At 46.2% G+C, this 23,906-nt stretch carries 22 protein-coding genes; 18 read left to right on the top strand and 4 right to left on the bottom strand.

Annotated features, from left to right (window positions below; genetic code table 11):
* The first annotated feature begins 17 nt into the window (after positions 1–17).
* The 15 genes from ispC (at position 18) to DA100_RS18315 (ending at position 17,479) form a co-directional block, all read left to right on the top strand.
* On the top strand, positions 18–1,226 hold the full coding sequence (ispC, locus tag DA100_RS18385) for a 1-deoxy-D-xylulose-5-phosphate reductoisomerase (protein ID WP_138973453.1): 1,209 nt from the start codon (positions 18–20) through the stop codon (positions 1,224–1,226).
* Positions 1,223–2,581, top strand: coding sequence for a sigma E protease regulator RseP (rseP, locus tag DA100_RS18380; protein WP_006881550.1), 1,359 nt, complete (start codon positions 1,223–1,225; stop codon positions 2,579–2,581). Before ispC ends, rseP begins: the two co-directional genes overlap by 4 nt.
* Positions 2,582–2,619: 38 nt before the next feature.
* A complete protein-coding gene (gene bamA / locus DA100_RS18375; RefSeq protein WP_138973452.1) occupies positions 2,620–5,031 on the top strand; it encodes an outer membrane protein assembly factor BamA in 2,412 nt (803 codons plus the stop codon).
* Between the two features lie 16 nt (positions 5,032–5,047).
* Positions 5,048–5,557 carry an OmpH family outer membrane protein gene (locus tag DA100_RS18370; RefSeq protein WP_138973451.1) on the top strand — a complete coding sequence of 170 codons (510 nt, stop codon included), beginning with the start codon at positions 5,048–5,050 and terminating at the stop codon, positions 5,555–5,557.
* A gap of 6 nt (positions 5,558–5,563) precedes the next feature.
* Entirely contained in the window at positions 5,564–6,595 is a 1,032-nt protein-coding gene (gene lpxD / locus DA100_RS18365; RefSeq protein ID WP_138973450.1) for a UDP-3-O-(3-hydroxymyristoyl)glucosamine N-acyltransferase, read from the top strand.
* A gap of 95 nt (positions 6,596–6,690) precedes the next feature.
* Positions 6,691–7,143, top strand: a complete 453-nt coding sequence (gene fabZ / locus DA100_RS18360) for a 3-hydroxyacyl-ACP dehydratase FabZ (protein ID WP_138973449.1) — start codon at positions 6,691–6,693, stop codon at positions 7,141–7,143.
* Between the two features lies 1 nt (position 7,144).
* Positions 7,145–7,933 (top strand): acyl-ACP--UDP-N-acetylglucosamine O-acyltransferase, encoded by a 789-nt coding sequence (lpxA, locus tag DA100_RS18355; RefSeq protein ID WP_138973448.1) that lies wholly within the window; start codon positions 7,145–7,147, stop codon positions 7,931–7,933.
* Positions 7,934–8,025: 92 nt separating this feature from the next.
* Complete coding sequence (gene lpxB / locus DA100_RS18350; RefSeq protein WP_138973447.1) at positions 8,026–9,168, top strand: lipid-A-disaccharide synthase; 1,143 nt, start codon at positions 8,026–8,028, stop codon at positions 9,166–9,168.
* Positions 9,169–9,172: 4 nt separating this feature from the next.
* Positions 9,173–9,790, top strand: a complete 618-nt coding sequence (rnhB, locus tag DA100_RS18345) for a ribonuclease HII (protein WP_138973446.1) — start codon at positions 9,173–9,175, stop codon at positions 9,788–9,790.
* 90 nt (positions 9,791–9,880) lie between these two features.
* Positions 9,881–13,360 carry a DNA polymerase III subunit alpha gene (gene dnaE, locus DA100_RS18340; protein WP_138973445.1) on the top strand — a complete coding sequence of 1,160 codons (3,480 nt, stop codon included), beginning with the start codon at positions 9,881–9,883 and terminating at the stop codon, positions 13,358–13,360.
* Between the two features lie 38 nt (positions 13,361–13,398).
* Positions 13,399–14,358 (top strand): acetyl-CoA carboxylase carboxyl transferase subunit alpha, encoded by a 960-nt coding sequence (gene accA, locus DA100_RS18335; protein ID WP_138973444.1) that lies wholly within the window; start codon positions 13,399–13,401, stop codon positions 14,356–14,358.
* 95 nt (positions 14,359–14,453) lie between these two features.
* Positions 14,454–15,773 (top strand): tRNA lysidine(34) synthetase TilS, encoded by a 1,320-nt coding sequence (gene tilS, locus DA100_RS18330; RefSeq protein ID WP_138973443.1) that lies wholly within the window; start codon positions 14,454–14,456, stop codon positions 15,771–15,773.
* A gap of 50 nt (positions 15,774–15,823) precedes the next feature.
* Positions 15,824–16,138: a cytochrome c gene (locus DA100_RS18325; protein ID WP_138973442.1), complete on the top strand. Its 315-nt coding sequence runs from the start codon at positions 15,824–15,826 to the stop codon at positions 16,136–16,138.
* Positions 16,139–16,239: 101 nt separating this feature from the next.
* Complete coding sequence (gene glnB, locus DA100_RS18320; RefSeq protein WP_004415234.1) at positions 16,240–16,578, top strand: nitrogen regulatory protein P-II; 339 nt, start codon at positions 16,240–16,242, stop codon at positions 16,576–16,578.
* 58 nt (positions 16,579–16,636) lie between these two features.
* Positions 16,637–17,479 carry an endonuclease/exonuclease/phosphatase family protein gene (locus DA100_RS18315; protein WP_138973441.1) on the top strand — a complete coding sequence of 281 codons (843 nt, stop codon included), beginning with the start codon at positions 16,637–16,639 and terminating at the stop codon, positions 17,477–17,479.
* A 4-nt stretch (positions 17,480–17,483) separates the two neighbouring features.
* Here DA100_RS18315 and DA100_RS18310 read toward each other — a convergent pair whose 3' ends face one another.
* The 3 genes from DA100_RS18310 to gloB all read right to left on the bottom strand — a co-directional run bounded on the left by DA100_RS18310 (position 17,484) and on the right by gloB (position 20,558).
* A complete protein-coding gene (locus tag DA100_RS18310) occupies positions 17,484–18,170 on the bottom strand; it encodes a YIP1 family protein (protein WP_138973440.1) in 687 nt (228 codons plus the stop codon).
* On the bottom strand, positions 18,167–19,729 hold the full coding sequence (locus tag DA100_RS18305) for a LysM peptidoglycan-binding domain-containing protein (RefSeq protein ID WP_138973439.1): 1,563 nt from the start codon (positions 19,727–19,729) through the stop codon (positions 18,167–18,169). The genes DA100_RS18310 and DA100_RS18305 overlap by 4 nt, the downstream gene beginning before the upstream one ends.
* 70 nt (positions 19,730–19,799) lie before the next feature.
* Complete coding sequence (gene gloB / locus DA100_RS18300) at positions 19,800–20,558, bottom strand: hydroxyacylglutathione hydrolase (protein ID WP_138973438.1); 759 nt, start codon at positions 20,556–20,558, stop codon at positions 19,800–19,802.
* Between the two features lie 38 nt (positions 20,559–20,596).
* Between gloB and DA100_RS18295 the strand changes: the two genes are divergently transcribed.
* On the top strand, positions 20,597–21,340 hold the full coding sequence (locus DA100_RS18295) for a class I SAM-dependent methyltransferase (protein ID WP_138973437.1): 744 nt from the start codon (positions 20,597–20,599) through the stop codon (positions 21,338–21,340).
* Here DA100_RS18295 and rnhA read toward each other — a convergent pair.
* Complete coding sequence (rnhA, locus tag DA100_RS18290; RefSeq protein ID WP_138973436.1) at positions 21,337–21,801, bottom strand: ribonuclease HI; 465 nt, start codon at positions 21,799–21,801, stop codon at positions 21,337–21,339. The two genes, DA100_RS18295 and rnhA, sit on opposite strands and share 4 nt — an antisense overlap.
* 56 nt (positions 21,802–21,857) lie before the next feature.
* On the opposite strand from rnhA, the gene dnaQ reads away from it, so the two are divergent.
* Positions 21,858–22,595 carry a DNA polymerase III subunit epsilon gene (dnaQ, locus tag DA100_RS18285; protein WP_138973435.1) on the top strand — a complete coding sequence of 246 codons (738 nt, stop codon included), beginning with the start codon at positions 21,858–21,860 and terminating at the stop codon, positions 22,593–22,595.
* Positions 22,596–22,603: 8 nt separating this feature from the next.
* Positions 22,604–23,854 carry a TIGR03503 family protein gene (locus DA100_RS18280; protein WP_138973434.1) on the top strand — a complete coding sequence of 417 codons (1,251 nt, stop codon included), beginning with the start codon at positions 22,604–22,606 and terminating at the stop codon, positions 23,852–23,854.
* The last annotated feature ends 52 nt before the right edge of the window (positions 23,855–23,906 follow it).

The following is a 23,906-nucleotide window of genomic DNA, read 5'->3' as shown; positions in this document are numbered from 1 at the left end:
TAAATCGGTTTCTTGCTATGCGTAAGCTAACAATTTTGGGTGCTACTGGCTCTATCGGTGCAAGCACGTTTAAAGTCATCGAACAGAACCCACAACAATTTTCTGTTGTCGCGCTTGCCGCGGGTAACAACGTCGCGAAAATGCGCGAATTGTGCCAGAGATGGCAGCCTAAGTATGCCGTCATGGCAAACGACGGTGCAGCCATGACGCTAAAACAGCAATTGGCAGAGCTGAACATTGCTACTGAAGTACTTTCAGGCGTTAATGCAATGTGTCATGTCTCTTCCTTTGATGAAGTTGATACCGTTATGGCTGCGATCGTTGGTGCAGCTGGTCTATTGCCAACGATGGCGGCGGTGAAAGCGGGTAAACGCGTGCTGCTTGCCAACAAAGAAGCCTTAGTCATGTCTGGGCAACTGTTTATTGATGCCGTCAAACAGCATGGCGCAGAGCTAATGCCTGTTGACAGTGAGCACAATGCAATATTCCAATGTTTACCGAGCGAGATTCAAACCAATTTAGGCCGCTGTGATTTAAATCAGCATGGTATCTCAAATATCCTGCTTACTGGTTCAGGTGGCCCATTCCGTTACAGCGATATTGATACACTAAGTCGTGTTACACCTGAAGAGGCTATCGCTCATCCTAACTGGTCAATGGGGCCGAAAATTTCGGTAGATTCAGCGACCATGATGAATAAGGGATTGGAATATATCGAGGCTAAGTGGCTGTTTAACACCTCGCGTGAACAATTAAAGGTATTGATTCATCCTCAATCTGTTATCCACTCTATGGTTCAGTACAAGGATGGTTCAGTATTGGCGCAGATGGGGGAACCGGATATGGCGACACCAATTGCCCTGACTCTTTCTTACCCTGAGCGCGTTTCTGCCGGGGTTGCTCCACTTGATTTTACGAAAGTGGGCCAATTGACCTTCCTCGAACCTGATTACGCTCGTTATCCATGTTTAAAACTGGCGATCGATGCTTGTTATGAAGGTCAGCACGCCACTACTGCACTGAATGCTGCTAATGAGATCGCGGTGGCTGCTTTCTTAAATCGACAGCTGTCATTTACCGATATTGCGCAAGTAAATCAGCAGGTTCTGAACAAAGTCTGCGCTGATACCAATCAGTCGCACTGTAGCGACTTGGAAACCATTCTTGAGGTCGATAGAATGGCAAGAGAATTAGCCACCAATTGGGTGAGTGAGCGTAAGCTATGACCGGTATTTTATGGAACTTTGTTTCCTTCATTATTGCACTAGGCATCTTAGTTGCAGTCCATGAGTTTGGTCACTTTTGGGTAGCACGTCGTTGTGGTGTAAAAGTTGAAAAGTTTTCTATCGGTTTTGGTAAATCGATATGGAGTAAAGTGGGACAAGATGGCACTGAGTACAGTGTGTCTGTTATTCCGCTAGGTGGTTACGTCAAAATGCTTGATGGCCGAGTCGATGATCTGGCCGAGGGTGAGCAGCAATTTGCTTTTGATAAAAAGCCGCTGTGGAAGCGAACAGCGATTGTTGCGGCGGGGCCGGCATTTAACTTCCTGTTTGCCATCTTTGCTTACTGGTTAGTATTTCTGATCGGTGTTCCGGCGGTGAAACCCGTTGTTGGTCACGTAACGCCCCATTCGATTGCAGCCGAAGCAGGTTTACAACAGGGCATGGAACTAAAAGCAATTTCCGGCGTCAAAACTGCGGATTGGGAATCGGTCAACATGGGGCTGATTTCCCATATTGGTGATAAACAACTGACCATGACGGTCGCTCCGGCAGAGGGCATTGGGATCGAAGAAGTTAAATACTTTGACCTTACCAATTGGAACTTTGACCCTGAGAAAGAGTCTTCTATGTCAGCGTTAGGGTTTAGACCCTATACACCAGAGATTACTCCGCGACTTACCAGCGTATCTGAACAGGGAGCGGCTGCGCGAGCAGGTCTGGAAGTCGGTGACGTTCTGACTAAGATCGATGAGGTTGAAATAACTGATTGGCAGCAGGTTGTTAACAGTATTCAGCAACATCCGAATGCTCCTGTAGAGCTAGAGGTCGAGCGAAATGGTCAGCCTCTGACACTGACTCTGATTCCTGATAGTCGCGAGCTATCTGGCGATAAAGTGATAGGTTTTGCGGGAATCGCACCTGAAGTCGCAGAATGGCCAGAAAATTATCGCTTCGACTTACAATTTGGTGTAATTGAATCAATCGGTAAAGCGGTTGAGAAAACAGGTCAAGTAATCAATCTCACTATCAGCATGTTGAAGAAGCTGATAGTAGGTGATGTAGGATTGAATAACTTAAGTGGACCTATTTCTATCGCGAAAGGAGCCGGAACAACGGCCGATTACGGCTTAGTGTATTTCTTGGGTTTCCTCGCATTAATCAGTGTGAACTTAGGGATTATTAACCTTGTACCGCTGCCTATGTTAGATGGCGGACATCTATTGTTTTTTGCTATTGAGGCTGTAATCAGACGCCCAGTACCGGAAAAGGTACAGGAAATGGGCTACCGCATTGGCGGGGCTATTATCTTCTCTCTTATGGCAGTGGCAATTTTCAATGATTTTGCTCGTCTATAGCTGAGTAAAGGTTGAAGTAAGGAATAACTAAAACAAATATGGCGATGAAAAATATTCTGTTTGCCACGCTGCTAGCAACAAGCGTGAGTGCAAACGGTGCCGAGAACTTCGTAGTTCAAGATATTAAAATTGAAGGCTTACAGCGCGTTGCACTCGGTGCCGCTCTGCTTAAAATGCCAGTTCGAATCGGTGACACGGTTGATAACCAAGATGTCTCTGAAATGATTCGAGCTCTTTATGCGACAGGCAACTTCGAAGATATTAAAGTCTTAAGAGACAATGACGTACTTGTGGTTCAGGTTAAAGAAAGGCCAACCATTGCGAGTATTTCTTTTTCTGGCAACAAGGCAATCAAAGAAGAGCAACTACAACAAAATCTTGATGCGTCTGGTGTACGTGTCGGTGAAGCTCTTGACCGCACAACGCTATCTACCATTGAAAAAGGTCTAGAAGACTTTTACTACAGTGTTGGTAAGTACAATGCGAACGTAAAAGCGGTGGTTACTCCTCTTCCTCGTAACCGTTCAGATTTGAAATTTGTCTTCACAGAAGGCGTTTCCGCTAAGATCAAACAGATTAACTTCATCGGTAATAAAGAATATACCGACGAAGAGCTGTTAAGCCGTTTTGAGCTGAATGTTGATGTTGCCTGGTGGAACTTCTTGTCTGACGACAAGTACCAGAAACAGGTACTGGCTGGTGATATTGAAGCACTGAAGTCTTACTACCTTGACCGTGGTTATCTGAAATTCCAAATTGACTCAACTCAAGTCGCTATCTCTCCTGATAAGAAGGGTGTTTACATCACACTCGGTCTTAATGAAGGCCTGCCTTACACAGTAAAAGATGTGAAATTCCGTGGTGAGCTGCTAGGCAAAGAGCAAGAATTTGAAAATCTAGTTACTTTTGAACCGGGTGAAACCTACAACGGTTCTGCGGTAACTGGATTGGAAGAAGGCGTTAAACGCCTGCTAGGCGAAGCAGGTTATGCTTATCCTCAAGTTCGTACCGTTCCTGAATTCGATGATGAAAATCAATCTGTTTCGCTGGTGGTGAACGTGGAAGCGGGTAACCGTATCTATGTTCGCGATATCCGTTTTGTGGGCAACAATGCGACGAAAGATGAAGTTTTACGTCGTGAAATGCGTCAAATGGAAGGCAGTTGGCTTAACTCCAAATCGATTGAAACGGGTAAAAACCGTCTTAGCCGTTTAGGTTTCTTTGAAACCGTTGATGTGCAGACCGTTCGCGTCCCCGGTAGTGAAGACCAAGTGGATTTGGTCTACAGCGTAAAAGAAGCGAACTCAGGCAGCGTTAACTTTGGTATCGGTTATGGTACCGAGTCTGGTGTGAGTTTCCAGGTTGGTCTTCAGCAAGATAACTTTGCGGGTAGTGGTAACCGCGTTGGTATCAATGCAATGATGAACGACTACCAGAAAAACATCAGCTTAGATTACCGTGATCCATACTGGAACCTTGATGGTGTTAGTTTGGGCGGAAAGATCTTCTACAACGAGTTTGAAGCATCGGAAGCGGGTATCGTTGACTACACCAACGAAAGTTATGGTGCCAGCTTAACTTGGGGTTTCCCATTCGATGAGCTGAACCGTTTTGAAATTGGTGTCGGCTACACTCACAACAAGATTGGTAATGTTCCGACGTACGACCAAGCCCAACGTTTTGCTCAAAGTATCGGTCAAGCCGACGGTGATATCATTACCAATGACTTTGATATGAACATTGCGTGGACGCGAAATAACCTTAACCGTGGTTACTTCCCGACTGCTGGTAACTATCAACGTGCATTTGCTAAGGCAACAGTACCGAGCTCAGACGCACAGTACTTCAAACTCCAGTATGATGTAAGACAGTACGTGCCGATCACTAAGAAGCATGAGTTTACGTTACTGATGCGTGGTCGCTTGGGCTATGGTAATGGCTATGGCAAAACCGACGGCAACGACAACTTATTCCCGTTCTATGAAAACTACTATGCGGGTGGTTTTACAACCCTACGTGGTTTTGGCTCGAACAGTGCGGGTCCTAAAGCGGTTTACACAACCAACGGCAACCCAGATACCTGTAATAGCAGCAGTTGTGTGTCAGCAACCGACGATTCAGTCGGTGGTAACGCAGTTGCTCTTGCAAGCCTAGAGCTTATCGTACCAACGCCTTTCGCTTCTGAAGAAGTGAGAAGTCAAATCCGTACCAGTGTGTTTATTGATGCCGCGAGTGTATGGGACACTGAGTTTGTCTACGATCCTAAGTATGCGAATGATCCATACTATGGTGACTTCTCTGACCCGACAAACTATCGTGCGTCTTATGGTGCGGCGTTGCAGTGGATGTCTCCAATGGGACCATTAGTCTTCTCCATTGCGAAACCTATTGAAAGTTACGAAGGTGATGATGAAGAGTTCTTCACTTTCACCATCGGCAGAACCTTCTAATCTAGAGGAAATAAAAGTGAATAAAACGATTAAAGCGGCTGGTCTAAGCCTTGTTGTGATGATGTCTTCTTTTTTTGCAAATGCTGCTGAAGCGGCGCAAAAGATCGGCTATGTGAATACAGCTCAAGTATTTCAAGCGCTTCCTCAACGTGAAGTCGTATTGCAAAAAATGCAAGAAGAGTTCAAGGACAAAGCTGACGAGCTAAAGGCGATCAAGGCGCAAGCAAAAACGAAGATTGAGAAGTTGCAGCGTGATGGTGAACTACTTGGTCAGGAAGAAGTAGAGAAACTACGTATTGAAATTGGTCAGCTTGATAGCAAGTACAAGATCAAGGGCCAAGCTTTGGAACAAGCTAGCGCACGTCGTGAAGCAGAAGAGAAGCAAAAACTGTTTATAACTATTCAGGATGCAGTGAAAAAAGTGGCTGAAAAAGAAGGCTACGACATTATTGTTGATATTCAAACTATGCAATACGGCAAACCTGAATTCAACGTGACAGAAAAAGTAATTAAACAACTAAAATAATTGATTATGGCGACACTTTCTTTAGCCGAATTGGCGACGATTACCGGGGGCGAGCTACATGGTGACGCGAACGCGACAGTGACCATGGTAGCGCCGATGGATAAAGCACAGGCAGGTCACGTTACCTTCCTGTCTAATCCTAAGTATGCAAAACACTTATCAGACTGCCAAGCAACAGTTGTGATGGTAAAAGAAGCGCAACGTGAACTTTGCGTGGGTAATGTACTGGTCGTCGCCGATCCGTATGTCGCGTTTGCAAGAGTCGCTCAAGCGCTGGATACCACTCCGATGCCAGCGGAATCAATCGCTCCGTCTGCTGTGATTGCGAGTGACGCTAAGTTGGGTACCAATGTGTCTGTTGGTGCCAATGCTGTGATTGAATCCGGTGTGGAACTGGGCGATAACGTTGTGATTGGTGCTGGATGCTTTATTGGCAAAAACGCCAAAATTGGTGCCAATACCAAACTTTGGTCAAACGTGAGCATTTACCACAGTGTTGAGCTAGGTTCAGATTGCTTAGTGCAAGCCAATACAGTGATCGGTGCTGATGGTTTTGGATATGCGAATGAAAAAGGTGAGTGGATTAAGATCCCTCAACTTGGCACTGTTCGTATTGGAAACCGTGTTGAAATCGGCTCATGTACGACGATTGATCGTGGTGCACTGGATGACACTGTGATTGAAGATAATGTTATTCTCGATAACCAGTTGCAGATCGCTCATAACGTACACATCGGATATGGTACTGCCATAGCTGGTGGTACCATTGTTGCGGGCAGTACTAAGATCGGAAAATACTGCATCATCGGCGGCGGCGCTGTGATCAATGGTCATATTGACATTGTCGATGGCGTTACTATCACAGGAATGGGGATGGTAATGCGTGGTATTGAAGAGAAAGGTATGTACTCTTCAGGTATTCCGCTACAAACCAACAAAGAGTGGCGAAAAACTGCGGCACGTGTTCATCGAATTGACGATATGAACAAGCGCTTGAAAGCTGTGGAAAAACAGCTAGAAAATAAAGAAGACGCCTAGTTCTAGATGAAACTAAAAAGGCTCGCGTATTGCGGGTCTTTTTCATCTATAATGCCTCTCAGATACAAATTAGCATTCAACATAGGAATATGACTTTGACTACTGAAAACAAAACGATGAACATCACTGAAATTCAGGAATTACTCCCTCATCGCTACCCATTTTTGCTGATTGATCGTGTTATTGACTTTCAAGAAGAGAAATACCTTACTGCGATTAAAAACGTTTCAGTGAATGAACCTCAGTTTACAGGTCATTTCCCTCAACTACCTGTATTTCCTGGCGTACTGATCCTTGAAGCGATGGCACAGGCGACAGGTTTACTCGCATTCAAATCATTTGGTGCTCCTTCAGAAAACGAACTTTACTATTTTGCTAGTGTTGATGGTGCGAAATTCCGTAAACCGGTTGTTCCAGGTGACCAGCTAGTGATCGAAGTAGAATTTATCAAAGAGCGTCGCGGCATTGCTGCATTCAAAGGCATTGCAAAAGTGGATGGTGACGTTGTCTGTTCTGCAGAGCTAAAATGTGCTCGTCGAGAGTTTTAATATGATTCATGAAACGGCTCAAATTCATCCTTCAGCAGTGATTGAAGGAGATGTAAAGATTGCTGCCAACGTGACGGTTGGTCCGTTTACCTATATCTCAGGTAATATTGAGATTGGTGAAGGTACTGAAATCATGTCTCACGTTGTCATTAAAGGTCATACTACCATTGGTAAAGACAACCGTATTTTCCCACACGCTGTTATTGGTGAAGAGAACCAAGACAAGAAGTATGGTGGCGAAGCGACAACGGTTGTGATTGGTGATCGTAACGTTATTCGTGAAGCGGTACAGATTCACCGTGGTACGACTCAAGACAAAGCTACAACTGTGATTGGCAATGACAACCTACTGTGTGTTAATGCGCACATCGCCCATGACGTTATCGTTGGTAACCACACACACGTGGGTAACAACGCTATTCTGGGCGGACACGTAACGGTTGAAGATTACGCGGGTGTTATGGCTCTTTCTGCGATTCACCCATTCTGTAAAGTGGGTGCTTACAGCTACATTGGTGGTTGTTCAGCAGTAGTGAAAGATGTACCACCATACGTTCTTGCTCAAGGAAACCACGCGACACCATTTGGTCTGAACCTTGTAGGTCTGCAGCGTAATGGCTTTGAAAAAGCAGAATTGCGTGCACTACGTAATGCTTACAAAGAGTTTTACCGTGCAGGCAAGACGCAGGCTGAAGCGAAAGTCGTTCTTGAAGAGATGGCTAAAGACTGGCCTTCAATCAAGCACTTCATTGAGTTTGTGGAAACGTCTGAGCGTGGTGTTATTCGCTAACCCAGCAGTCAAATGAATGGTAAAAGATCGTAGTCTTTCGGCTGCGGTCTTTTTTGCGTTTTAAAGCAATAAATCAGATAGGTCAGTCAGCAATGGAAAAACCATTACGAATTGGAATTGTCGCAGGCGAATTGTCAGGGGACACGTTGGGTGAAGGCTTTATCAAGGCGATAAAAGCGAAATACCCAGATGCAGAATTCGTTGGGATCGGCGGGCCGAAGATGATCGCTCAAGGGTGCCAATCACTGTTTGAGATGGAAGAGCTCGCGGTGATGGGATTGGTTGAAGTATTAGGTCGACTGCCGCGTTTGCTAAAAGTCAAAGCTGAGTTAGTTAAGTTCTTCACCGATAACCCTCCAGATGTATTCGTTGGCATTGATGCACCGGACTTCAACTTGCGACTTGAGTTAGATCTAAAGCAAGCGGGAATTAAAACCGTCCATTATGTTAGCCCGTCGGTTTGGGCGTGGCGTCAAAAGCGTATCTTCAAGATTGAAGCTGCAACCAACTTAGTGCTGGCTTTCTTACCATTCGAAAAAGCCTTCTATGACAAGTTTAATGTTCCATGTGAGTTTATTGGCCACACATTAGCGGATGCCATTCCTATGGAATCGGCTAAGGCACCAGCACGCGAGCTATTAGGTTTACAACAAGATAAGCAATGGCTAGCGGTATTGCCAGGTAGCCGTGGCAGTGAACTTAAGATGCTGGCTGAGCCATTTATCAAAGCTTGTCAGTTGCTGCATAAGCAATATCCAGAGTTAGGTTTTGTCGTTGCCTTGGTCAATGAAAAACGCCGTGAGCAATTTGAACAAGCTTGGCAACAAATCGCGCCAGAACTCGATTTTAAATTGGTTAATGACACGGCGAAAAACGTCATAACCGCAGCGGATACTGTGATGCTGGCATCAGGAACGGTCGCACTTGAATGTATGCTGCTTAAACGACCAATGGTAGTTGGCTACCGAGTCAATGCGATTACCGCGTTCATTGCTCGTCGTCTAGTCAAGACCAAATACGTTTCACTCCCCAATATTCTTGCTGATCAAGAGTTAGTCAAAGAGTACCTGCTTGAAGAGTGCACACCGGAGAATCTCTCTCGCGAAGTCACTCGTCTAATTGAAAATGGTGGTGAAAAGATGATTGAAAAGTTCACTGAAATGCATCACTGGATCCGTAAAGATGCCGATAACCAAGCCGCTCAAGCGGTGCTTAAACTGATCGGCAGAGAGTAAGACAATGACAAAACAGACAAAAGAACTCCCGCCATTTGAATACCCAATGGGTTATCAGTTAATCGCGGGGGTTGACGAAGTAGGGCGTGGTCCTCTTGTTGGTGATGTGGTGACGGCCGCTGTTATTCTTGATCCTAAGAATCCAATTGAAGGCTTGAATGACTCAAAAAAGCTGTCAGAGAAAAAACGCCTCGCCTTATTACCTGAAATTCAAGAGAAGGCGTTGGCATGGTCAGTTGGCCGTTGCAGCCCGCAAGAAATTGACCAGTTAAACATTTTGCAAGCGACCATGGTTGCCATGCAGCGCGCCATCGCAGGGCTGTCAATTCAACCCGATCTCGTGCTTATTGATGGAAACCGCTGCCCACAGCTCCCTATGGACTCACAGGCGGTTGTAAAAGGTGACCTACGAGTTGCGGAGATCAGTGCTGCTTCCATTATTGCAAAAGTGGTTCGTGACCAAGAGATGGAAGAGCTGGACAAGCAGTATCCAGAGTTTGGGTTTGCAAAACATAAAGGCTATCCGACTAAGGCGCATTTTGATGCGATTGAGCAGCATGGCGTGATCGATCAGCACCGCAAGAGTTTTAAACCCGTTAAACGGGCTCTTGGCATCGAGTAGAAAGCCCTGTTAAGGGGTATATAAGTACGCGTTTTTCACTTAAAATACCCAATTGTCTTCCCAAATTAGTTATCTTTCTGGACGATATTCATGTCAGACCCTAAGTTTATCCACCTTCGAGTTCATAGTGACTTTTCCATGGTTGACGGCTTGTCAAAAGTACCACCATTGGTGAAGAAAGTGGCTGAATTGGGCATGCCAGCGGTGGCGTTGACCGATTTTACCAACCTCTGTGGTTTGGTTAAGTTTTACGGTACCGCGCATGGTTGTGGGGTTAAGCCGATCATCGGTGCCGATTTCTTGATGCAGTCGGCTGGGTTTGGTGATGAGTTAACAAAGTTGACGGCTCTAGCGGCTGACAATGTCGGTTACAAGAACCTAACGTTGCTTATCTCAAAAGCGTATTTGCGTGGTCATGTTCAGCACCAGCCTGTCATTGATAGAGAGTGGCTAGTTGAACTGTCTGAAGGTGTTATCTTACTGTCAGGCGGTAAAAATGGCGAAATTGGTAAGGCGTTATTGAAGGGCAACCACAAAGTAGTGTCTGAGTGTGTTGAGTTTTATCAAACCCATTTCCCAGATCGCTTTTATCTTGAGCTGACGAGAACCGGACGCGCCGATGAAGAGACTTATCTTCACTTCGCGTTGGAGCTAGCGGAACAAGCGGAGCTACCTGTCGTTGCGACCAATGATGTGGTTATTCTCGATGAGTCCCTGTTTGATGCCCATGAAATTCGTGTTGCCATTCACGATGGCTACACTCTAGAAGACCCTCGTCGACCAAAAAACTACAGCCCTCAGCAATATTTGCGTAGCGAACAAGAAATGTGTGAACTTTTCTCAGATATTCCTGAAGCGCTTGAAAACAGTGTTGAAATTGCTAAGCGTTGTAACGTCACGGTACGTCTTGGCGAGTACTTCCTACCCGCCTTCCCAACTGAAGGGATGAAAGAGACCGAGTTTTTGGTCATGAAGTCAAAAGAGGGCTTAGAAGAGCGACTTGAGTTCCTTTTCCCTGATCCTCAAGTTCGTGCACAACGACGACCTGAGTATGATGAGCGTCTTGATGTTGAACTGGAAGTTATCAATAACATGGGCTTCCCTGGTTACTTCTTGATCGTAATGGAGTTTATCCAGTGGTCAAAAGATAACAGTATTCCAGTAGGGCCTGGCCGTGGTTCTGGTGCGGGCTCTCTCGTTGCTTACGCGTTGAAGATCACCGATCTTGACCCACTTGAGTATGACCTACTTTTCGAACGATTTCTTAACCCAGAGCGTGTCTCCATGCCCGACTTCGACGTCGACTTCTGTATGGACAAGCGCGATCAGGTGATTGATCACGTCGCAGAAATGTACGGTCGTGACGCCGTGTCTCAGATTATTACCTTTGGTACGATGGCGGCAAAAGCGGTAATCCGCGATGTAGGTCGTGTGCTTGGGCATGGTTTTGGTTTCGTTGATCGAATCTCCAAGCTGGTACCACCCGATCCAGGTATGACCCTCGAAAAGGCATTTAAAGCAGAGCCAGCATTACCTGAATTGTATGAAAACGACGAAGAGGTAAAAGAGCTTATCGACATGTGTCGCATTCTAGAAGGGTGTACACGAAATGCCGGTAAGCACGCGGGTGGCGTAGTTATCTCTCCGACGACTATTACTGACTTTGCTCCGATATACGCGGATGCAGAAGGTAACTTTCCAGTTACTCAGTTTGACAAGAATGACGTAGAAACGGCGGGTCTGGTTAAGTTTGACTTCTTGGGTCTGCGGACACTGACCATCATCGACTGGGCTTTAGGCTTGATCAACCCTCGTCTTGAGCGCGAAGGTAAGCCAGCCGTCGCCATTGAGTCGATCCCTCTTGACGATCAGGCGTCATTTAACGTACTGCAAAATTCAGAGACGACAGCGGTATTCCAGTTGGAATCACGCGGTATGAAAGAGTTGATCAAGCGACTTCAGCCAGACTGTTTTGAAGATATCATCGCACTAGTAGCCCTGTTCCGACCTGGTCCGTTGCAATCGGGCATGGTAGATAACTTTATTGACCGTAAGCATGGTCGAGAGGCAATCTCATACCCAGATGAAACTTGGCAGCACGAGTCTTTAAAAGAGACGCTTGACCCAACCTACGGCATCATCCTGTATCAAGAACAGGTAATGCAAATTGCCCAGATCCTTGCGGGTTATACTCTGGGTGGCGCAGATATGCTGCGTCGTGCGATGGGTAAGAAAAAACCGGAAGAGATGGCTAAGCAGCGCGGCACCTTCAAAGAGGGCGCGGAGAAGAACGGAGTTGATGGCGAGCTGGCGATGAAGATCTTCGACCTTGTGGAGAAGTTCGCGGGCTACGGCTTTAACAAATCTCACTCAGCAGCCTATGCGCTTGTCTCTTACCAGACGCTTTGGTTAAAGACGCATTACCCAGCCGAATTTATGGCCGCGGTAATGACTGCTGATATGGATAACACAGAGAAGGTCGTTGGCCTAGTCGATGAGTGTTTCCGTATGAAGCTAAAGGTGCTTCCACCCGATATTAATGCGGGTCTATACCGCTTTAATGTCGATGAAACGGGGGCTATCGTTTACGGTATCGGCGCAATTAAAGGGGTGGGTGAAGGCCCGATTGAAGCCATTCTTGAAGCGCGGAATAAAGGTGGCTACTTCAAAGATCTGTTTGATTTCTGTGCGCGTATTGACCTCAAGAAAGTGAATAAGCGAGTTATTGAAAAACTTATCTATGCAGGTGCTCTTGATCGCCTTGGGCCGCACCGAGCTGCGATGATGGCATCACTTGCAGATGCCGTAAAAGCAGCCAGCCAACACCACCAAGCGGAAGCATTTGGGCAAAGTGATCTTTTTGGCGTTCTGACAGAAGCTCCTGAAGAAGTTGAGCACAAGTACATCAAAGTTGAGCCATGGCCTGAGAAAGTCTGGCTAGAGGGAGAACGTGACACACTTGGCCTTTATTTAACAGGGCACCCTATAAATGCGTATAGTAAGGAACTTGGCAAGTACACCAGTTGTCGATTAAAAGATGCAACACCAACAAGGCGCGATCAGAGCGTGACTCTGGCTGGTCTGGTTATTGCTGCTCGTGTCATGACAACTAAACGTGGTACCCGTATCGGTCTTATGACGCTGGATGATCGCAGTGGCCGAATGGAGGTCATGCTGTTTTCTGATGCGCTCGATCGCTACGCAGAATTGTTAGAAAAAGATAAAATATTGGTCGTTTCAGGACAGGTCAGCTTTGATGATTTCAATGGTGGTCTTAAAATGTCCGCGCGCGAGGTCATGGATCTCGGAACCGCTCGTGAAAAATATGCACGGGGCCTATCGGTTTCAATTGATGAATCTCAAATTAATGACCGATTTTTTGAGCGGTTTAGTCAAATACTAGAGCCTCATAGGGCGGGGAGCGTTCCTGTCCATGTATACTACCAACGCTCAGATGCGCGAGCGCGTTTAACGTTGGGTACAGAATGGCGAGTTACGCCAAGCGACGCATTATTAGATGATTTAAAACAACTACTTGGGAAAGGCCAGGTAGAACTCGAATTTAACTAAGTTCGGTAGAAGGTTACCGAATAAGAAAGGATCTATAGATGAGCCTGAATTTTTTAGAATTTGAAAAACCAATCGCAGAGCTAGAAGCAAAAATTGAAGCACTACGTGATGTCTCTCGTCACGGTGGTGATTCTGGTGTTGATCTTGATAAAGAGATCGAACAGCTAGAGAAAAAAAGCTTAGAACTAAAGAAGAAAACATTTAGCGACCTTGGTGCTTGGGAAACTGCCCAACTTGCTCGTCACCCATTACGTCCTTATACACTTGATTACATCGAGCATGTTTTCACTGAGTTTGATGAGTTGGCAGGTGACCGTCACTACGCTGATGACAAGGCGATTGTAGGTGGTATGGCTCGTCTAAACGGCCGTCCAGTCATGGTTATTGGTCATCAGAAAGGTCGTGAAACAAAAGAGAAAGTGAAACGTAACTTTGGTATGCCAAAACCAGAAGGTTACCGCAAAGCGCTACGTCTAATGCAAACGGCAGAACGTTTTAATATGCCGATCATTACTTTCATCGATACCGCGGGCGCGTACCCAGGTGTTGGTGCAGAAGAGCGTGGTCAATCTGAAGCTATCGCGACCAACCTAAAAGTGATGGCGGGTTTGAAAGTGCCTGTTATTTGTAACGTTGTAGGTGAAGGTGGTTCTGGTGGTGCACTTGCTATCGGTGTAGGCGACTACGTAAACATGCTTCAGTACTCTACTTACTCAGTGATTTCTCCAGAAGGTTGTGCTTCAATCCTATGGCGTGATTCTGACAAAGCGCCACAAGCTGCAGAAGCAATGGGTCTTATCGCTCCTCGCTTAAAAGAGCTTGAATTGATTGACGAAATCATCGAAGAGCCACTAGGCGGCGCGCACCGTGATCACCTTCAGATGGCTAAGAACATGAAAGATACGTTAGTTCGTCAGCTTGAAGAGTTAGAACAGTTCGATAATGACACGCTTCTTGAACGTCGTTACCAACGCCTAATGAGCTACGGTTACTGTTAATCTATACGGATTTTGCTTAAAGGCTGAACTAGGGTTCAGCCTTTTTTGTTTCCAGTGATAAACTGGTGTTTTGAATCGTCAAATGCTTTCTATTTATGAGTCTTAAGTCCCACTTTGCCACTGTTATTGAACGTCACGCTCAAGCTCAAGGTCGTCTTGTGCTTGGGTTAAGTGGCGGATTGGATTCACGGGTTATGCTCGACTTGATGGCCGAGTACAGTCGGAGTCAGCAGACTGAGTGTCTAGCGGTGCATGTTCATCACGGATTAAGTGTCAATGCCGATCAGTGGGCGCGACAGTGTCAGCAATGGTGTCAGCAACTCAATGTGCCTTTAGTAATTGAAAAAGTACAACTGGATCGCAAAGGGCGTAGTTTAGAAGAGAGTGCCAGAGAAGCGAGATATCAGGCGTTAGTTAACCATCTCGAGAACGATGATCTATTGCTGACAGGACAGCATGCCGATGACCAAGTAGAAACATTCCTACTCGCTCTCAAACGGGGAAGTGGACCTAAAGGCTTGTCTGCGATGGCAGAGGCGATGCCATTTGCACACGCTAAGATTGTCAGACCACTATTGACGATAAGCCGTCAACAGATAGAAGGTTACGCTGAGCAGAAGCAGCTAACTTGGGTGGAAGATGAGAGTAATCTTGACCAGCGCTTTGAGCGTAATTTTATCCGACATACTGTCTCTCCACCGCTGACGGAGCGGTGGCCTTACTTCAATCAAGCTGTCCAGCGGAGCGCAGAACTGTGTGCGGAGCAAGAGGCATTGCTTGATGAATTGATGAGTGACAAGTTGAACAGTGCGCTTCACAGTGATGCGAGTCTCGATATCAATACGTTGGCCACCTATAGTGAGTTAGTTCGAACTCGAGCATTGCGTATGTGGTTAGCTCGGCAAAACGTTCGTATGCCTTCGCGTGAACAGTTGAAGCTTGTATGGCCACAGGTTGCTTGTGCTCAGCAAGATGCAAATCCTCAGTTCGCGTTGATTGACGGACAAATCAGACGTCACGCCAATCGGCTCTATTTCGTCAGAGAGTGGCAACCTTTGATGGAGTGGCGGCAAGATCTTCGATTCGATCAAGCGTGTGTATTACCAGAAGATTTAGGCCGCTTAGTTCTTCGCAGTTCGTCGCATGGACAATTATCAAAACAAGCACTAAGTCAGGGAAAGCTACAGGTAATTTTTGAACCTCAGGGATTAAGTGCGCATCCCGTTGAGCGTGGGCACAGCAGAAAGCTCAAAAAATTGTTCCAAGAATATGATGTACCTAGCTGGCTACGACGTAGAATACCTATAGTAATTTGTGATCAGCAAGTTGTGGCGGTGGGTGATTTATTTATTGATCGCCATTTTGCAGGTCAGGATTGTGAACTCGTCTGGGACAAGCCATTGTTGTTTATGTAAAATTGTATACATAAGAACGCACAACTAACATGGAATTATAAGGAAGAGCAATGAAGAAATTCGCAATTGGATTGGTATTAGGAATGGGGTTGCTAAGTGGTCAGGCGTTGGCAGCTGGTGATGCAGCAGCAGGGCAAGCAAAAGCCGCGGTATGTGCTGCGTGTCATGGTGCTGATGGTATTGCAATTATCCCTGGTTATCCGAATCTAAAAGGTCAGAATGAACAGTACCTTGTGTCTGCAATCAATGCGTACAAAAATAAAGAGCGTAACGGCGGTTTAGCGGCTGTGATGCAAGCGCAGGCTGCAGCATTAAGTGATGCTGATATCGCTAACCTTGCTGCATACTACGCAAGCTTGAAGTAACCGAGTTGTGAGAAATCAGCCCGAGCATGATTCGCTCGGGCTTTTTATTACCTAGTTATCGTGGGATAATGGCGCAAGTAACAATAGTTTAAGGGATGAACATGAAAAAGATTGAAGCCATCATTAAGCCATTCAAATTAGATGATGTCCGTGAGGCACTGGCGGAAGTAGGCATTACAGGCATGACGGTATCAGAAGTAAAAGGCTTCGGACGTCAGAAAGGTCATACTGAGCTATATCGTGGCGCTGAGTATATGGTCGACTTTCTACCTAAAGTAAAGCTTGAAATTGTTGTCACTGACGAAGTGGCTGATCAGTGTGTCGACACCATTATTGAGACAGCGCAAACGGGTAAAATTGGCGACGGTAAAATCTTTATCACCGATGTTGAGCGTATCGTTCGAATCCGAACTGGCGAAGAAGACGAAGACGCAATTTAAAGATACACCTTGGGAAAAGAGCCGCATGGCTCTTTTTTATTTTTTTGGATAGTGAGAAATGAAAAAAGCTCATTGGTTTGTAGTTGCTCTGCTTTTCGTTGGTACAGCACTGATTGGATATAAGAGCGTTTTTAGTTTGCCTTCTCAGGCTCAAATAACGTCATATGACCATGATTCAGAACAGCTATCCCTGACATGCTACGAAAACCCAACGGCCAAACAGCTTGATCAAAACCAGCAAATTAGCTTGTTAGTGTGGAATATCTATAAGCAAAATCGATCTAACTGGAGCTCTAGCTTGAGCAACTATGCTCAAGGTAAACAACTGGTCTTGCTGCAGGAAGCCAGCATGACGGGGGAGCTGAGAGAGTGGCTGAAGCAAGGGCGGTGGTTTGGTAGCCAAGTTGATGCTTTTAAAGCGTTTGATACCACGGCTGGGGTGCTGAATTTATCTTTGAATACACCACTAAAAGCTTGTGCATATACAGAACTTGAACCTTGGCTTCGTCTACCTAAATCGGCACTCTACGTACTCTATCCGCTGTCAAATGGGCAACAACTTGCGGTCGTGAATATCCATGCGGTCAACTTTACCTATGGCACTGAAGAATATCATCGTCAGTTAAACGTATTGGCACAGGAACTCAGTGAACATCAGGGGCCAGTGATTGTGGCAGGCGATTTTAATAGCTGGAGCCAAGAGCGTTTGAGAGTGATGTCCGAAGCGCTAAGTTCATTGGGATTAAAGGAGGTGACCTATGACAGTGATAACCGGACTCAGTTTATGACCGGCCTACCTTTGGATCATGTTTTCTATCGTGGACTTACGTTAGAAAAAGCAGAGGCGCCAGTCTCTGACGCCTCTGATCACAATCCAATCTTAGTGACTTTTCACTTATAACCGATTAAAAAATGACAATATAAAGTGCCCAGATCAGGTAGTAGGCTAGCCATGGAAGCGCTGAAATGGCAAGAGCCTGACCTCGTTCAAACTCAGTCCAAGTCCCGACCGCGGCATAGCCCAAGGCAATGTACCAAGGGAGCAGTATTGGGAATGAACTGGCAAATTGAGACCAAGGATTGGTGAGTGGCAGCTTGAGAAAACCATTAAGGCTATTGAGATCTGCGGCATAAACTAACACCTGACCATGTTTCAGTAGCGCACTTACGTAACTTGCTAAGTCGCCAATGATAGCAGGGAAGGTAATGACTGCACTCGCGGCGAACCACTTCCAAAAGCCATGTTGATGCTGGCTTGGCTTCGTTGCTAGGTTGAACCAAAATGCTAGCATCAAGATAGTCAGGGTTCTGCCTGCAATATCGCTGATGATTTCGCTGGCCATAAGGGTGTTTGCGTCTATAAGCTCAAGTTGCTTAGGATTCGTGACCGCCAACTGAGCCGCAAGCGTTTCTCTCAGCCAATCAAAGTTGACCATATCAAAGTACGCTCCCCAAAATAAAAATGGAGAGAGAATCAAGAAAATGTATGGTTGCCAGCCCCAAGCTCCACGTTGGTAGAGAGCGAGAAAACAGGCGCTAGGCGAACGGAAGATATCGACCAGCATAATAATAGGGTTACTTGAGGGGCTCATACACTTACCTTAGTTACATCAACATACAGCTTCAGCTTTTGACCTGGTTTGAGGTACTTCTGATTGCTCAGATCATTCCATTTGACGATGTCATTGGACTTCACTTTAAATTTGGTGGCAATACCACTGATCGTGTCTCCTGAGCGAACGCTATAGAAGACGGTTCTGACGACGGCGCCATCAGAGCTATTTTTCCAAATAACCAGTTTCTGCCCAACTCGCAGGGTATCTCTTGGTCCCATTCCATTCCATTTCGCAAGAGATTGGTGAGACACTTTGTTGGCTTTGGCAATGGACCATAAGCTATCGCCAGAACGTACCGTATGAGTCTGTTTGTACTGACCTCGACTTTCAGACTGCGTTTTAGCTAAGCGGTTTGATGCGCTGAGGGCATACGCTTTGTCGTCACGAGTTGAGGTCGGAATCATTATGTGTTGGCCGATTCGGATGTTATTGCCGCTAATATTATTCGCAGTGCGGATGACTTGGGCTGTCGTGTTATATTTCTCAGCCAAAACACTCAAAGTATCGCCGGATTTCACTTTGTAGCGTACCACTTTCATCCCTTTACCACGGTTTTTGCTAGCCGCACTGTTAAACTGAGCGACGTTGTCCATAGGTAGCAGCAACTGGTGTGGACCATCTGGTGCTGTAGCCCATTGGTTGTATGCTGGATTCAAGCTTTGCAGCTCTTTGACACTGATACCAGCGTAGTTAGCCGCGATAGCAAGGTCGAGCTGTTCTTTGGGATTGACCAATTCCACAACCTGTCGGTTGGCGATAGGTGGGATTTCAATACCGTATTTTTCTTGATTGGCGACAATGTCTGCCAGAGCCAGTAATTTTGGCACATAACCACTGGTTTCTTTTGGTAAGTCGAGAGAGAAGAAGTCGATTGGCTTACCGAGTTTGTTGTTTTTGCGGATAGCGCTGGAGACACGGCCGCCACCGCTGTTGTACGCGGCAATCGCGTGTGTCCAATCGCCATCAAAACGCTTATTTAGGTAAGTCAGGTAATCGAGTGCAGCATCTGTCGCAGCGGGGACATCGCGACGACCATCGTACCAGAAGTTTTGTTTGAGACCGTACATCTCGCCCGTACCGGGAACAAACTGCCATAAACCAGCGGCACTACCATGAGAGTAAGCGAAGGCATCAAATGAACTTTCAACGACAGGAAGAAGTGCCAGTTCCAGTGGCAAGCCACGTTGTTCGATCTTCTCTGTAATCAAATATAGGAAAGGTTCGGCGCGTTGCGAAACCGTTTTTAAATGATTTGGATGCTTCAAATACCATGTGCGGTAGTAATCGACCAGTTGGTGATCAGGGATCGGCATATCGAGTTGCATCGCGATACGCTGCCAGACGTCTTGCTGAGTTTGCGGTGTGACCACCGGCTCGACTTTGACTACCGGTTTTTCTGGCTGAGCTACAGGCTCAGTCGGTGTTATGGTTGGATTGTTGGTATCTGGAGAGACGGCTTCTCCAGAATCGGTCGGCTGGGTAAGCTGACAACCTGCTAAGAGTAATGCCAATACCCAGCTGTGTTTAACTCGCATTGCACAGCCCTTTTTCTATTTGGCTGCTGATAATACTTGCCTCTCTCAGTAGGTGACAAGCAGCAAATCGTTAAAATTCGTTCTTCCACTCACGTAATGCCGTAAAAATCGCGAGTGGATCAGTTTGAGAGGTTCTATTTGATACGGAACGGATAACGCTAGGCTGATCGGTACGCAAAAATGGATTGATCCACTTTTCTCGGCGAATGGTAGTCGGTAACGTCGGTTTGTTTTGCGCTCTTAAGCGGTTTACTTCGTCTCGATATTGTTGCAACTGACTATTATCTGGTTCAACGGCCAGTGCAAAGGCCAGATTGCTGGTGGTGTACTCGTGTGCACAGTAGACCTCCGTCTCTTCTGGCAAGGCTGCGAGTTTGTTGAGAGAGTTATGCATCTGTTCCATCGTTCCCTCAAATACGCGCCCACATCCGGCAGAGAACAGCACGTCACCACAGAATAACTTTCCATCTCCGACATAGCCGATATGGCCACTAGTATGGCCTTCTAAACCTAGAACAAAAAAGATTTCATCAAATAGCTCTATTTGATCTCCTGCATCGACGGCATGAGTTAAGGTGGGTACAGGTTCGTTGGCGGGTCCGACAACATCGACGTTAGGAAACTGTCGTACCAGCTCAGCAACACCACCAATATGGTCATTGTGGTGGTGAGTAATGAGAATTGCCTCTAAATTCAGTTCGTGCTCTTTTAGGTAAGTGAGGACTGGGGTCGCGTCACCTGGATCAACCACAGCACAACGACGATCGCTATTTTCAATTACCCAGATGTAATTATCATTAAATGCGGGTATGCTTTTGATATTCAACATGGTTGTGTCTCCAGTTACCAGGGTGAAGCAGGTTATATATGAAACCAGCACTTAGCAGAAAAAAGCTTGAAAAGCCTCATTCATGGTCTCAGCTAAAAAATGGCCAGTGGGTCAGTGATTCAATTCAAACCCGCATTGACGAATGGTGCCCAAAACTATTCGGATATCACCTACTTAAGCTGGGCGGGTTGAGCTGCGAGTTAACCAGCTTCAACTGTAACATTCAACATCAAGTTCACTTAGATATCCAGAACCCTTTGCACAATGTGATTGCAGATGGTTACGATTTGCCCTTTCTGGAAAAAAGTTTCGATGCTGTGCTGATGTCCCATCAACTTGACTACTGTAACGATCCTCATCGTATGTTACGAGAAGTTGACCGAGTCATGATTGATGATGGTTACCTGATTATAACGGGTTTCAACCCAATCAGTTTTACTGGGCTTGCGAGCTTAATGCCTTGGCGACGTAACAATTTACCATGGAGCGGTCGGATGTTTACGCCCAATCGAGTTAAAGATTGGCTTGGGCTATTAAACTATCAGGTGTTGGAGTGCGACAGTTACGCACTGTTCCCTATGCAGAAATATCGCACTATGTGGACTTGGTTGGAGAACAGTCTTGGCGATTGGGCGGCACCTGCGGGAAGTCTCTATTTTATCGTGGCACGAAAACGTACTTATCCACTCAAGCTAATTAAGCCTCACTGGAAGTTAAAACGAAAATTGACGCCAGTTGGCGTCAATTACAAAGTGTCGAGCCGACAGTCTAGCTCCAACTAGCTAGGCTGATAACCGACATCTTCATCGGTTGGGTTTTCCGCTGCGGTACGGGCTAATTCATCACACATTTCGTTTTCTCTATGCCCTGCGTGACCTTTGACCCAGCGCCAATCGATGCTATGGCGCTGGGTTTCTGTATCAAGCGCTTGCCAAAGATCGGCATTCTTAACGGGTTTCTTGTCTGCTGTTTTCCAGCCGCGCTTTTTCCAGTTGTGTATCCACTGAGTAATACCTTGACGAACATATTGACTGTCGGTCGTTAGAATTACGTCGCATGGCTCTTTTAAAGCTTGCAAGGCGACAATGGTAGCCATCATTTCCATACGGTTGTTTGTGGTAAGGGTAAAACCTTTGGCGAGCGTTTTTTCGACCTGTTTATAGCGGAGTACGATTCCGTAACCACCAGGACCTGGGTTACCTAAACAAGAACCATCAGTGAAAATTTCCACCTGTTTCGTCATGATTTGATACTATTGGGTTAAGCACATTATTGACATAGTCTGACACACATATTGTTATGAATACCAGCAACAATTCTAATCAACATCGTATCGTTGTACTCGATACAGAAACCACAGGTATGAACCGTGAGGGTGGACCTCACTATCAGGATCACCGAATCATTGAAATCGGTGCTGTGGAGATCATAAACCGCAAACTGACAGGGCGTCATTTCCATGTCTACATCAAACCCGATCGTGAAATTCAGCCTGATGCGGTAGAAGTTCACGGTATTACCGATGAGTTTTTGGTCGACAAACCAGACTATCGTGATGTCCATGCTGAATTTCTAGACTTCATCAAAGGGGCTGAGCTGGTGGCGCACAATGCGCCCTTCGACGTTGGCTTCATGGACAATGAGTTTCGGATGCTTGACCCTAGCATCGGCAAGACGATTGACTATTGTAAAGTGACCGATACGCTGGCTATGGCGAAGAAAATCTTCCCTGGCAAGCGAAACAACCTTGACGTACTTTGTGATCGTTACGGTATAGATAACTCTCACCGTACTCTCCACGGGGCATTACTCGATGCCGAGATTCTGGCAGATGTTTACCTGCTAATGACGGGTGGACAGACTTCGCTGCAGTTCAATGCAGGGAGCTCTGGAGGTGAAGAGGGCGAAGTCATAAAACGTGCGGCAAGTGGTCGAAAATCGCTAAAGGTTTTACGTGCAACAGCCGATGAATTAGAAGCCCACCAAAGTAGATTAGACATAGTAGAGAACAGCGGTAGCTGTCTCTGGCGTCAGTAGGAGAAAGGATGTTGAGGTTTTGGATTGCCATTTTAGGTTTTGTATTTAGTTCGTTAGGCTATGCTGCCGAAGGAACCTCAATGTCGTTGTTGGATAATCGCTTTAGAGTCGACCCGTCGATTAAGCAAATTACCTTTGTTATCTACCGAGCGCAAAGTTCTCAACCAGTGGTCTTAGTGAGACCCGACGGCAAGAAATATTATGCCTGGCGTAGTCCAGACAATGTTCGCTGGTACCAAGAACCTTCAATGGACATCGTTTCCATTGATAATCCTATGCCTGGCCCTTGGCAAGCAATTGGTAAAGTGACTCCCAAGAACAAGATAAAGCTGATTTCTCATCTTGAGCTGTCCACGGACACGCTGCCGACTCGATTGTATCAAGGAGAGTCGATTAAGTTTAATGCCCGCTTGACCTCAGACAATCAGCCACTCGTATTAAGAGATTTTCTTGATCGTGTGAAACTGAAAGTGACCTTTACGAAATATGTCGAGAATGAAGAGTCGTTGGTGAAGGAGGCACGTCCATTACCTGAAGTAATTGGTGAGTTCGCTGATGATGGTAAGGATCTTGATGAGGTTGCTGGCGATGGTATTTTCACCGTTGCTTTGCCTATTACCAGTGAGCCAGGCAAGTATCGTGTCAGAATCACTTCTGGTAATGGCGTGTTCTTGCGTGCTCAAGAGCAAGAGGTTTTAGTCTACCCATCGCCCCTGTTGGCTACCTTTATTCAGTCTCGTGAAGAAATGAGTCCTAACCAGATTGTCTTTGCAGGTGAGCAGGGAATGATTAAACCAGGCTCGATTGCCGGTCACGTTGAGCATACCTCTCCTAATGGTGCGTTGACCACCGTTCAGGGCAGTGCGGGCGAAGAGAGCAATAAGCTGACGCTTGAGATTCCTTACAGTGCCGATCTTGGTCTCTATGCTTGGCATGGTAAAGCCTTTGCAACCGAAATGGGCTCTGAGCGACCACTGATTTTCCCGATCAGTGAACACACATACAGCGTGGTAGAAGAGGTAGATATTGCCGAAACCCGTCGTTTGCAGGAAGAAGAGCGTCTCAAGCAGCAAAAAATGCTGGAAGAAATTCAAATGATGGAGATGCGCGAAGCTAAACGCACTCGTACCATGATTCTAATTGGTGTGGGTAATTTGGTGGTACTGATATTGGGTATCGCGGTTTGGTTTGTTATGCGTAAGCTAAAGGCAAGCAGACAAGCACTGCCGGAAATGCAACTCGATATGCCTAAAAAGTAGTGAGTCGTTAATGGGACCCGCGTTAATGGGGCTACCGTCTTTCCTCTAGGCA

This window comes from Vibrio sp. Hep-1b-8, assembly GCF_006124995.1.
Classification (GTDB): Bacteria; Pseudomonadota; Gammaproteobacteria; order Enterobacterales; family Vibrionaceae; genus Vibrio.
Note: the sequence above shows the minus strand (reverse complement) of the source record. Positions and strands in the feature narration are given on the sequence as shown.

Bases quoted from the DNA above. Each gene is read 5' to 3' on its own strand.
- accA (WP_138973444.1), top strand. From the start codon at position 13,399: ATGAGCCTGAATTTTTTAGAATTTGAAAAACCAATCGCAGAGCTAGAA.
- lpxA (WP_138973448.1), top strand. From the start codon at position 7,145: ATGATTCATGAAACGGCTCAAATTCATCCTTCAGCAGTGATTGAAGGA.
- DA100_RS18325 (WP_138973442.1), top strand. From the start codon at position 15,824: ATGAAGAAATTCGCAATTGGATTGGTATTAGGAATGGGGTTGCTAAGT.
- gloB (WP_138973438.1), bottom strand. From the start codon at position 20,558: ATGTTGAATATCAAAAGCATACCCGCATTTAATGATAATTACATCTGG.
- tilS (WP_138973443.1), top strand. From the start codon at position 14,454: ATGAGTCTTAAGTCCCACTTTGCCACTGTTATTGAACGTCACGCTCAA.
- rnhB (WP_138973446.1), top strand. From the start codon at position 9,173: ATGACAAAACAGACAAAAGAACTCCCGCCATTTGAATACCCAATGGGT.
- rnhA (WP_138973436.1), bottom strand. From the start codon at position 21,801: ATGACGAAACAGGTGGAAATTTTCACTGATGGTTCTTGTTTAGGTAAC.
- glnB (WP_004415234.1), top strand. From the start codon at position 16,240: ATGAAAAAGATTGAAGCCATCATTAAGCCATTCAAATTAGATGATGTC.
- lpxB (WP_138973447.1), top strand. From the start codon at position 8,026: ATGGAAAAACCATTACGAATTGGAATTGTCGCAGGCGAATTGTCAGGG.
- DA100_RS18315 (WP_138973441.1), top strand. From the start codon at position 16,637: ATGAAAAAAGCTCATTGGTTTGTAGTTGCTCTGCTTTTCGTTGGTACA.
- dnaE (WP_138973445.1), top strand. From the start codon at position 9,881: ATGTCAGACCCTAAGTTTATCCACCTTCGAGTTCATAGTGACTTTTCC.
- ispC (WP_138973453.1), top strand. From the start codon at position 18: ATGCGTAAGCTAACAATTTTGGGTGCTACTGGCTCTATCGGTGCAAGC.
- bamA (WP_138973452.1), top strand. From the start codon at position 2,620: ATGGCGATGAAAAATATTCTGTTTGCCACGCTGCTAGCAACAAGCGTG.
- DA100_RS18305 (WP_138973439.1), bottom strand. From the start codon at position 19,729: ATGCGAGTTAAACACAGCTGGGTATTGGCATTACTCTTAGCAGGTTGT.
- DA100_RS18280 (WP_138973434.1), top strand. From the start codon at position 22,604: ATGTTGAGGTTTTGGATTGCCATTTTAGGTTTTGTATTTAGTTCGTTA.
- DA100_RS18310 (WP_138973440.1), bottom strand. From the start codon at position 18,170: ATGAGCCCCTCAAGTAACCCTATTATTATGCTGGTCGATATCTTCCGT.
- lpxD (WP_138973450.1), top strand. From the start codon at position 5,564: ATGGCGACACTTTCTTTAGCCGAATTGGCGACGATTACCGGGGGCGAG.
- rseP (WP_006881550.1), top strand. From the start codon at position 1,223: ATGACCGGTATTTTATGGAACTTTGTTTCCTTCATTATTGCACTAGGC.
- dnaQ (WP_138973435.1), top strand. From the start codon at position 21,858: ATGAATACCAGCAACAATTCTAATCAACATCGTATCGTTGTACTCGAT.
- DA100_RS18295 (WP_138973437.1), top strand. From the start codon at position 20,597: ATGAAACCAGCACTTAGCAGAAAAAAGCTTGAAAAGCCTCATTCATGG.